Raw genomic sequence first — 10,581 nt, 5'->3', positions numbered from 1 at the left:
CAGTTATGCCTGATGACCATAGCGAGTTGGTCCCACCCCTTCCCATCCCGAACAGGACCGTGAAACGACTCTGCGCCAATGATAGTGCTGCAACCAGTGTGAAAGTAGGTTATCGTCAGGCTGTTATCCCTAAAACCCCCGCTACTTACCTAGCGGGGGTTTTACTTAAAAGTGAGAGCCGTTGTTTTTGGCTCTGCTTTAGTAGTGAGTTTTGAAGTGTTTGTTTAGTGATTATCCTAAACATTGAAGTTTGAAATATAATGTTGTCCCTAACGTAATGACATACGTTATTAGTTTGTCTGACTAAGCAATGAAATGGGTGCTTAGCTCAGTTGGTAGAGCGGCGCCCTTACAAGGCGTAGGTCGGGAGTTCGAGCCTCTCAGCACCCACCAGATAAACTAAAAAATGAAACACAGACTAACGTGTTGGAGTGGTAGTTCAGTTGGTTAGAATACCGGCCTGTCACGCCGGGGGTCGCGGGTTCGAGTCCCGTCCACTCCGCCAAATTATAAAATGCCCGCACAGCGGGCATTTTTCATTTGTGGATTGGAGAAATCCATCTGCGTAGATTTCGGCGGGAATCGAAGCGATTCGCCTATGAGCGAATCGGCGGCCTACAAAGCGTTTGATAGTGCTATTCAGTCCGTCGAAATACAAACTTTCTGGATTGTTGGACATATTTTAATTGTGGAGTGGAGAAATCCACCTGCGTGAAATTGAGCGGGAATCGGAGCCACTCGCCTATGCGTGAATCGGTAGGACTCAGATAGATTTGCCTATGCGCTAATCAGTGATTCGTAGCATATGGGTGTATCTCCTCCGTGACGCCGAAGCACAAGCAGCCCGCAAATGAGGACATTCTTCATTCTGGAGTTAAGGACTCCATCCGCCTATGTAACGGCGCAAACCGAATCGATGTGCCTATGGGTAATCCAATGAAATAGCCCAGCACCTTTGAATCTGGCGTGCAAAGCGTATATCACTAACTAAAAAATGCATTCGATAGCTGGACATGCCGCAATCACTATGTTTGCCTACTGAAATGATTCATTTCTATTTTTCCGCTCACAATAAAGGCCACATTTATTGACCATAAAAAAGCCTGCAATCGCAGGCCTTTTAAACTGAATCGATTGAACTAGCAACTCAACTCATTGAGCAGCTTTCGCTTCTCCACCCAGAGCTAACACCACATCCGACAATAATTGATGCAGCTCACCGCACATCAAGGCGAAATCACCATCAAGACGTTCATCTTCATGCTGCGCTTCTGACTTTTCGGTTAATACATCTAACGCTTTGATCCGTTTAATCGCTAAATTTTCGGTCAACACAAACGACACTTTGTCGTTCCAAGTCAGCGCTAATTTAGTACATTGCTTGCCGCTCGAAATATGGTTTGCTACCTCAACTGGGTCGAGTGAGTGGCGTACATAGCGCACTGTTGCTTTCGATTCCGCGCTCGAGCGCAATTCAGTGTCTTGATCTATCGTAAAGCCCGCTGGAGCTTCGTTGCCCGCCAACCAATCGGTCATTGCTGCTAATGGCGAAAGATTCACTCGCAACAGTTCGATCGGGAATTTATCTACACACTTCAACAATAATTTAAGTACTTCATCAGCTCGTGCTGGGCTCGATGCGTCGATGATTGCCCAACCGTTGACAGGATCAATCCAAACTGCAGTCGAACGTTGAATACTAAATGCGCGCGGCAAGAGTTCTTCACTAACTTGTTCTTTGATTTCTTTTAATAATTTGCGACCGGGTTTAAAGCCTTGTTGCTCTTCAATTTCGGCGGCGCGGGCCTTTGTCACCTGATTAATGACGCTATTTGGCAATAATTTACGTTCTGTGGACAATTGCAGCAGTAGCTGGCGATTGACGACGTGCACTAAACCACCATTGGCGCGCGGTGCAATCCAGCCTTGACTTTGCATTTCGGAGTTGCTGCACGGTTGAAAAGCTTGCGTTGCGAGTTGGGATGTCAATTGCTCAATGTCGACGTTCCATGGTGTCGGTAGACGGTAGATTTGCAGGTTCTTGAACCACATAATTAAGCCAATGTAAAAATCCTCTATTCTACACGTCCGAACAAGTTAACCGTTGCTTTCAAACACGTCTCGACACAGTATAATGCGAGATACTTTTGCACTGGACTGACTATGCTTGCTCAACAAAAACAACACATTATTGCTCTTATTCACGCTGCCATCACGCCACTGTTAGCTGGTAGTGAACTTTCGCCAACGGTAACTCTTGAACGCCCGCGCGATCCAGCGCATGGTGATATCGCTTGTAATATTGCGATGCAAATTGCCAAGCCGTTAAAGAAAAATCCGCGCGAATTGGCCCAGGCAATTGTGGCGGCATTAGTCGCGCAGCCTGACGACGTGTTGGCGAGCGCGGAAATCGCAGGCCCGGGATTTATCAACATTCGTGTCAAAGATTCTGCCAAACAAGCGGTAGTTAAACAAATTTTGGTACAAGCCGATCAATTTGGTCGCAGCACGCGCGGCGCAAATACGCCGGTGGTAGTCGAGTTTGTGTCGGCCAACCCAACCGGCCCATTGCACGTTGGTCATGGACGTCAAGCTGCACTGGGTGATGCAATTTCGTCGCTGATGACTGCACAAGGTTTTGCGGTAACTCGTGAGTTTTATTACAACGATGCGGGCGTTCAAATCGGTAATTTGGCGTTATCGGTACAAGCGCGTGCGCGCGGCTTACAGCCTGGGCAAGATGGATGGCCTGAATCGGCATATAACGGCGAATATATTGCTGAAATCGCTAAGGACTTCTTAGCCAAAAAAACCGTCGCATCCAGCGATGCATCGGCAAACTCGATTACCGTCACAGCCAGCGGCGACGCCAATGATCTCGACTCGATTCGCCAATTTAGCGTGTGCTATTTACGGCGCGAACAAGACATCGATTTGCAAGCGTTTGGCGTGAAATTTGATCATTACTTTTTAGAGACTTCGCTGTACACCGACGGCAAGGTCAACGCTGCCGTTGAAGCATTGCAGCATTCTGGCAAAACCTACGAGCAAGATGGCGCGCTTTGGTTACGCACCACCGATTATGGCGATGATAAAGACCGCGTGATGAAAAAGTCGGATGGCACGTACACCTACTTTGTGCCCGACGTCGCCTACCACATCACCAAGTGGCAGCGCGGCTTCAAGCAAGCAGTCAATATTCAAGGTAGCGATCATCACGGCACCATTGCGCGTGTGCGCGGCGGGTTGCAAGCGGTGGGAATGGGCATTCCGCAAGGCTATCCCGACTACATCTTGCACAAAATGGTGACGGTGATGAAAGATGGTGCGGAGGTTAAATTATCCAAGCGCGCTGGCTCTTACGTCACACTGCGTGATTTGATTGAATGGTCGGGCAACGGAGACATCGACGCAGGTCGCGATGCGGTGCGCTTCTTCTTGATTTCACGTAAAGCAGATACCGAATTTGTGTTTGATGTGGATGTGGCCTTAGCGCGTTCCGATGAGAATCCGGTGTACTACGTGCAATACGCCCACGCCCGTATTTGCTCGGTGCTAGAAAAAGTAGGCGCTGACCTTGTTACGGATGTGTTAAATCAAAAATCAACAATTGATTTGTCCCCACTAACTGCTGTGCGTGAGGCCAGTTTGTTGGCGAAATTAGCTGAATATCCGGAAAGCTTAGAGCGCGCCTTAGATGAACTGGGCCCGCACCAAGTCGCGTTTTATCTGCGTGAATTAGCAGGCGAGATGCATAGCTATTACAATGCAGAGCGCGTTTTGGTGGAAGATGAAGGACTAAAGAAAGCGCGTGTTGCCCTGTTATTGGCAACCAAGCAGGTCTTACAAAATGGATTAGGATTAATTGGCGTCACTGCGCCGGCAAAAATGTAGACATCACCAATGTAAGACGGGAATAAATTCACTGATCAACCTTCTGATTGGCTCATTGCACAGCGATGCAGCAAACAGAAAAATTATGAAAAGTACGCAAATTATGGCTATGGTTAAGTCAAATAAAACGCAAGTTGGCGGGACATTATTGGGGCTTATTATTGGCCTCGTAATCGGTTTGGCGATCGCGGTAGTTGTCGCATTAATGATCACCAAAACGTCCACGCCATTCACCAATAAATTAGGTGCTGGCAAGAACGGCGATACCCCGCCGGTGCAATTAACCGACCCCAATAAGCCGCTGTATGGCAATTCAGTCAAAGAAACGTTAGCTGTGAAACCGCCTGACACGAGCGCTCCCAATTCGGCTGCGCCAGCAGACGTTGCGCGTGTTCCAGAGGTAAAGACCGAAGTTAAGCAAGATCCGAAAGCAGCGCCTAAAACAATCGAGAGCATCATCGCCCAGAACGATGCGGAGCAAAAGGCATCCTATTATTTGCAGGTTGGCGCTTTCCGCGATTCGTCTGACGCCGAAAGTGCTCGCGCTAAGCTGGCCTTGATTGGAGTTGAGGCACACGTGACTCAAAAGGGCGCTGAAGGCGACAATCTGTTTCGAGTGCGCGTCGGTCCGTTTGACCAGTTGGATACGATGAATCGGATGCGTAGTAAATTGACGGAAAATAATATTGATGTCGCTGTTATAAAAACTCCTAAATAAAGGTTGATGAAAAATGCAAATTATTAAAAGCACCGCTGCAGCACTCATTTTGGCTTGCGCTTCTGTTTCGGCGTTTGCCAGTTTAACTAACCCTGAAGTCGGCAAAGAATATGTGGTTCTGGCGCAGCCGCAACAAACTGATTCCGTCGGAAAAATTGAAGTGACTGAATTTTTCTTTTATAGCTGTCCGCATTGCAACGTGCTCGACCCGCTCATTACTGAATGGGTGAAGAAGCAGGGTGCCGCGATTTCATTTAAACGCGTTCCTATCGCGTTTGATAAAAGTACCGAACCACTGCAACGCCTTTTTTACACGTTAGAAATCATGGGTAAGCTGGAAGACTTGCACAGCAAAATTTTCCGTGCAATTCACACAGAGCGCGTATTTATGCGCACTGATCAAGACATGGTCAATTTCGTAGTGAAAAATGGCGTCGATCAGTTGAAGTACTTAGAAATTTCGAAGTCATTTGGCGTGGAATCAAAAATGGCTCGCGCCAAAGCGTTAGCGGCTTCTTATAAAATTGAATTCGTGCCGCAAGTATTCGTCGATGGTCATTACATGACAGCCCCGAGCCAATTGCAGCAAGCTATTCCACGCACATCTGAATTGGAAGGCGCGCGTAATATGCTGCCGGTATTGGATGCCTTAGTTTTAAAAGCCCAAAAAGAACACGGCTTTAAAAAATAATCCATGTAAGCGCTTCGAATCCGTCTTGCGAGACGGATTTTTTATTTGTACGCGACTAATTAGTTCAACGCCTCTTCTCGGAGCAATAATGCAAAATGTATTTATCACCGGCGCATCCAGTGGGATAGGCGCGGAGTTGGCTCGACGATACGCGCAGCAGGGCGCGGTGCTCGGCCTGGTGGCGCGACGCAAAGAAGTGCTAGAGCAATTGCGCCAAAGCTTGCCTAACTCAGAGAAGCATTTTATTTATCCATTGGATGTCACCGATCATGCTGCGCTGGCTGGTGCTGCTCGAGCCTTTACTCAGGCGACCGGCGGCGCGCATATTGTGATCGCTAATGCGGGGGTTTCCATGGGAACCTTGTCAGAATTTACCGAAGATATCCCTATCTTTGAGCAAGTCATTGCAACTAACCTGTTGGCCACCGTCGCCACCTTCGCCCCTTTTATTAGCGATATGAAAAACCGCGCAGCAATGCAATCATGTCGTTTAGTCGGCATTGGCAGCGTTGCTGGAATTCGCGGACTGCCGGGCGCTGAGGCCTACAGTGCATCGAAAGCGGCGGTGATTAGTTATTGCGAATCGTTGCGGGTTGAATTGCGCGCTAGTGATATCAAGGTGGTGACGATTTGCCCGGGCTATATCGATACGCCAATGACGCAAGTGAATCAATACGCGATGCCGTTTTTAATGCCGGTTGAAAAATTCGCCCAGCGTGCGATTGCAGCGATAGCTAGCGGCGATTCGTACCGCATCATTCCGTGGCAAATGGGGTGGGTGGCGAAATTATTACGTCTGTTGCCGAATTGGGCCTTTGATCTCGCATTCTCCAAAGCGCCACATAAAGCTAGGGCTGCAAACAAGGAGTAACTATGTTTTTGACTGACGCCGTCGGCAACCAACATCAGATAGTGAATGCTAGCGCGAGTGCTCCGCGCATCGTCAGTTTAGTCCCGTCAATCACGGAACTGATCTGCGACCTTGGACTCGCGCCTTACTTGGTGGGCCGCACTGGATTTTGCATTCATCCCAGCGAAGTCGTGCAACATATTCCTAAAATCGGTGGGACGAAGGACGTCAATATTGAAAAAATCCGACGCTTAAATGCTACCCATTTGCTAGTCAACATTGATGAAAATGAAAAGCCCTGCGTCGAGCAATTGGCTGAGTTTATTCCTCATGTCATCGTGACTCACCCGCAAACACCGCAAGATAATTTGGACTTGTTTTCCTTACTGGGAAATATCTTTAATGTGCCCGAACGGGCAAAACAATTATCCGAGCAATTTTTATCCGTGCAGGATGCCTTGCAGTGCAGTTTGCCGCAACCATTGATCCGCCAGCGAGTGTTGTACTGCATCTGGAAAGACCCTTGGATGACAGTGTCCAAGCAAACTTATATTGCGGCGATGTTGGCGCAAATCGGTTGGGATACGGTGGAAGTTGGGACGAAACGCTACCCGGTTTTTGAATGGTCGCAAGCCATAGTGGATGCGGTGGATTTGGTGCTGTTGTCATCGGAGCCGTATCGGTTTACCGAACAATACGTCGATGCGCTCGAGCAGCAGACCGGCAAACCGGTGCTGCTATTGGATGGCGAAATGATTTCTTGGTATGGAAGTCGGTCGATTGCAGGCTTAACTTACTTGCGCGAACTAGTGCAAGCACAGCGTTGAGTTAGTTAGTGATTAACTGCGTTATCCACAGAACTGGACTAGCTATGAACAGCTTATCCCCGACTTATCAGTCGTAAAAACATGGCTTAACCCCAGCTTATCCCCAAGGTTATTCACATTGTTAATTAGATCAGGCCATCACCCAAGCCAAACAGTACCGCGCATCCTAAGGCGGCAAACACTGCTGCGGCGCCCCAGAGTACATACTTAAACGGAAAATTAGGCGCCGCGATCTTACCCAAAAAGACAGCAGGCACGTCGGCGATCATCATACCTAACGTGCTGCCAGCGACTACCATCACGATGTCGTTATACTTTGCCGCTAACGCCATGGTTGCAATCTGCGTCTTGTCGCCGACTTCGGCCAAGAAGAAAGTGACGACGGTAATCGCAAATACGCCGTATTTGCCGTAGTCGATTTTGGTGTCATCCATTTCGTCTGGCTTTAGTGTCCAGGCTGCGATGACTAAAAATGATAGTCCCAATGCCCAACGCAAAATGTCAGCCGGGATATGGGTTGCGACCCAATGTCCGAGCAGCGCGGCTAATAAGTGATTTGCTATGGTCGCAAATAAAATTCCCGCGATGATTGGTAAGGGGCGTTTAAAGCGCGCCGCCAACAATAAAGCGAGTAACTGAGTTTTATCGCCGATTTCACCGATGGCAATTGCAAAAACTGAGACGAAAAATGCTTCCATATTGATTGCTATTTAGTAAGTAGTTAATAGGCGGGTGCTGTTAATTTGGTCGCGCCAAAAAACGGCGAATTATAACGTGCTAAGCGGCCAACAAATCCAGCAATTTAATCGCGGCTGAGTAACGCCTTCAAATTCGCTAAACGATTTTTGGGTGTAATGATTTCGGCTTCGGTCGGCGCGGCATCGCCTTCGTCTAATTTCATTTCCTTGATGAAACGCGACATATCGCAATGAATATTTTCTCGTGCGCGGCGCCGCTTTTTGCACCACGTAATGTGCAAGCTGCGCTGCGCGCGAGTGATGCCGACGTACATGAGGCGGCGCTCTTCTTCAATCCGCGCGCCGAGCGTATCGAACGGCGCGTCGGGGTCGCCCTTGTGCGGCAAAATACCTTCTTCCACGCCAATCAAAAACACATGCGGAAATTCCAAGCCTTTGGAAGCGTGCAAAGTCGACATGCGCACCGCATCCGGTTCTTCGTCGCGGCCTTCCAACATTGTCATGAGGGCGACCATTTGGGTTAAATCGAGTAGGCTTTTTTCAGGATCGGTGCCGTCTTTACCGCCGCTGCCTTTCTCCTTCAGCCAGCTCACGAAATCGGACGTGTTTTGCCATTTATTTTGTGCCTGTCGGTCGTCGAATGAATCGTATAAATAGGCTTCGTAATCGATCTCTTTCATCATGTCGTCCAACACCTGTGCCGCGCTATCATTGGCGACATTCGTTTTAGCGGCGCGTGCTTCCAGACGTTGAATGAACGTGCAGAATTCGCGCAATGGGCGCAATTGACGTTCGGGGAGTTTGGCTTCCAAACCACCTTTAAATGCGGCCTCAAATAACGAGCATTGCCATTGCCCTGCGAATTCTCCCAGCACTTCGAGTGTCGCCAGACCGACTCCGCGTTTGGGTGTGGTGATGGCGCGGATAAACGCCGGATCATCGTCTTGATTAGCAACCAAGCGCAGATAACTGATGATGTCTTTAATTTCGGCTTTATCGAAATAACTCTGGCCGCCGGAAATTGTGTACGGAATGCGTTCTTTGCGTAGCGCCAATTCGATAATCCGCGCTTGGTGATTGCCGCGGTACAAAATCGCATAATCAGAAAATTGCGCTTGCCGATCAAAACGGTGTGACGACAATAAAATCGCGATTTGTTCAGCCTCTTGTTCATCGTCTTGCATGGCGGTGACGGTGATTGGGTCGCCTAAACCGTGTTCTGACCAGAGGGATTTTTCAAACAGTTTCGGATTGTTGGAAATCACCGCATTGGCCGCTTGCAAAATGCGCGTCGTCGAACGGTAGTTTTGTTCCAGCTTGATAATTTTTAAATCGGGGAAGTCGACTTGCAGCGTGGTTAGATTTTCAATCGTTGCACCCCGCCAAGCATAAATCGCTTGATCGTCGTCGCCCACGGCGGTGAACAGCGGTTTCTTGCCAATGCCTGTGACGAGCAACTTAACCAACTCGTATTGGCAGGTATTGGTGTCTTGATATTCATCGACCAATAAATAGCGTAAGCGACGTTGCCACTTATCCCTGACCGCTTCATTGTTCCTAAATAGTTCGACCGGCAACCGAATCAGATCGTCAAAGTCCACCGCCTGATAGGCAGAAAGCGTAGCGACGTAACTACGATAAATCCGCGCTGCTTGCGCTTCGTCCTCGTCTTGGGCTTGGGCCAGTGCGACCTCGGGTGAAGTTAAGGCATTCTTCCACAAGGACATGGAACTCTGGATGCGGCGGATCAGTTGTTTGTCGGTAGTGACCGCCAAATCCTGCACGATGGAAAAGCAATCATCGCTATCCATAATGGAAAAGCGATCTTTTAAGCCCAGCGCGTTGGCTTCTTGACGCAGAATCTTCACGCCCAGCGAGTGAAAGGTCGAAATCGTGAGTTGCTTGGCTTGTCGCGGCTGCTGTAATAGTTTGGCAACCCGCTCCTGCATTTCGGCAGCAGCCTTGTTAGTGAAGGTCAGTGCCGCAATATGCTTGGCCTCGTACCCGTGCAACTCGATCAGATTGGCGATCTTTTGAGTAATGACGCGGGTTTTGCCGCTACCAGCACCAGCCAATACCAAGCACGGCCCGTCAAGGTAATCAACTGCATCGCGCTGTGGCGGGTTAAGACCGTGTTTAGAAGACATTGCTTAGAGTGTTGGTGGGCGTTAAGAACTTATCATTGTAACGTAGCGACTAAAATGTTCTACACTGAAACATATTCTTCTAAGACAGCATTATGAAATTTGAACATCTTATCGAAATTAATGACCTCAAAAACCCGCTTGTTACCCAGATGACAAGAGAGCAGCTTTGGAATGGACTAGTGCTGCGGGCAGAATTTCCTAAGACGTTTATTTCTTACCTAGACTCTTGCACAATTACTGCACGCGATCTCGATAGTTTAAAGCGTACTCTGCAGTTCGGTGAATTGAAAATCAACGATCGAGTGCAGTTTGATTTTCTTAATTATGTGCATTACCAAGTCTATCGCCAAGGTGAAATTCCCGAGTCCAGCATGCGGATGACCATCGAGGAGCCAGCGCCGGGCGCTTTGTTTATACGATTCACCTACGACACCGGTAACACCGAGGCAGAAGATTTGGAAAATGCCGAATACAACGATTACCGCCGCTCGGCCTATGTAGCCGCGGATATCGATATGGTCAAAACTTTACGCGAAATGCACGATATTGGGCGGTTGGATAATTTGCTTACCTAGTTGAGCAGTTCGTTAGTCCAAAGGCGCGGCGCGAGCCGCGCCTTTTTCTTTGGCGTTCAACAAAGTCCAAGCGGTTGTTTTTGCGCGGTACAAATTATTTTAAAAAAAACCCTTGCGGAGTTCGGTGGGATTTTGCTATAGTTCGCCTCCCGCAGAAATCGCGGGGTAAAACGGGCTGATG

General features: G+C 48.6%; 9 protein-coding genes, 2 tRNA genes and 1 rRNA gene. 9 read left to right on the top strand and 3 right to left on the bottom strand.

The features are described 5' to 3' along the window. The first annotated feature begins 8 nt into the window (after window positions 1–8). The 3 genes from rrf (at window position 9) to E2I14_RS18925 (ending at window position 505) form a co-directional block, all read left to right on the top strand. Window positions 9–121 (top strand): 5S ribosomal RNA (rrf, locus tag E2I14_RS18935). Between the two features lie 196 nt (window positions 122–317). Further along, window positions 318–393, top strand: a tRNA-Val gene (locus E2I14_RS18930). Between the two features lie 35 nt (window positions 394–428). Continuing rightward, window positions 429–505 (top strand) — tRNA-Asp (locus E2I14_RS18925). Between the two features lie 647 nt (window positions 506–1,152). Here E2I14_RS18925 and E2I14_RS18920 read toward each other — a convergent pair. Further along, window positions 1,153–2,052 (bottom strand): recombination-associated protein RdgC, encoded by a 900-nt coding sequence (locus E2I14_RS18920; protein WP_133331474.1) that lies wholly within the window; start codon window positions 2,050–2,052, stop codon window positions 1,153–1,155. 111 nt (window positions 2,053–2,163) lie between these two features. Here E2I14_RS18920 and argS point away from each other — a divergent pair, with 111 nt between their 5' ends. The 5 genes from argS (at window position 2,164) to E2I14_RS18895 (ending at window position 6,980) form a co-directional block, all read left to right on the top strand. Further along, window positions 2,164–3,894: an arginine--tRNA ligase gene (gene argS, locus E2I14_RS18915; RefSeq protein WP_133331472.1), complete on the top strand. Its 1,731-nt coding sequence runs from the start codon at window positions 2,164–2,166 to the stop codon at window positions 3,892–3,894. Window positions 3,895–3,979: 85 nt separating this feature from the next. Next, window positions 3,980–4,612 (top strand): SPOR domain-containing protein, encoded by a 633-nt coding sequence (locus E2I14_RS18910; protein ID WP_227544827.1) that lies wholly within the window; start codon window positions 3,980–3,982, stop codon window positions 4,610–4,612. Window positions 4,613–4,625: 13 nt separating this feature from the next. After that, window positions 4,626–5,303, top strand: coding sequence for a thiol:disulfide interchange protein DsbA/DsbL (locus tag E2I14_RS18905; RefSeq protein ID WP_133331470.1), 678 nt, complete (start codon window positions 4,626–4,628; stop codon window positions 5,301–5,303). An 88-nt stretch (window positions 5,304–5,391) separates the two neighbouring features. Beyond that, window positions 5,392–6,174, top strand: a complete 783-nt coding sequence (locus tag E2I14_RS18900) for an SDR family oxidoreductase (protein ID WP_206105685.1) — start codon at window positions 5,392–5,394, stop codon at window positions 6,172–6,174. A 2-nt stretch (window positions 6,175–6,176) separates the two neighbouring features. Continuing rightward, complete coding sequence (locus E2I14_RS18895; RefSeq protein ID WP_133331468.1) at window positions 6,177–6,980, top strand: helical backbone metal receptor; 804 nt, start codon at window positions 6,177–6,179, stop codon at window positions 6,978–6,980. 125 nt (window positions 6,981–7,105) lie between these two features. On the opposite strand, the gene E2I14_RS18890 is transcribed toward E2I14_RS18895, so the two are convergent. Continuing rightward, window positions 7,106–7,678 (bottom strand): TMEM165/GDT1 family protein, encoded by a 573-nt coding sequence (locus E2I14_RS18890; RefSeq protein ID WP_133331466.1) that lies wholly within the window; start codon window positions 7,676–7,678, stop codon window positions 7,106–7,108. Between the two features lie 104 nt (window positions 7,679–7,782). Beyond that, window positions 7,783–9,825, bottom strand: a complete 2,043-nt coding sequence (locus E2I14_RS18885) for a UvrD-helicase domain-containing protein (RefSeq protein ID WP_133331464.1) — start codon at window positions 9,823–9,825, stop codon at window positions 7,783–7,785. Window positions 9,826–9,917: 92 nt separating this feature from the next. Here E2I14_RS18885 and E2I14_RS18880 point away from each other — a divergent pair, with 92 nt between their 5' ends. Further along, a complete protein-coding gene (locus tag E2I14_RS18880) occupies window positions 9,918–10,400 on the top strand; it encodes an SRPBCC family protein (protein ID WP_133331462.1) in 483 nt (160 codons plus the stop codon). The last annotated feature ends 181 nt before the right edge of the window (window positions 10,401–10,581 follow it).

Origin of the sequence: Sapientia aquatica (genome assembly GCF_004358105.1) — a bacterium.
In the GTDB taxonomy this organism is placed as follows: domain Bacteria; phylum Pseudomonadota; class Gammaproteobacteria; order Burkholderiales; family Burkholderiaceae_D; genus Solimicrobium; species Solimicrobium aquaticum.
Note: the sequence above shows the minus strand (reverse complement) of the source record. Positions and strands in the feature narration are given on the sequence as shown.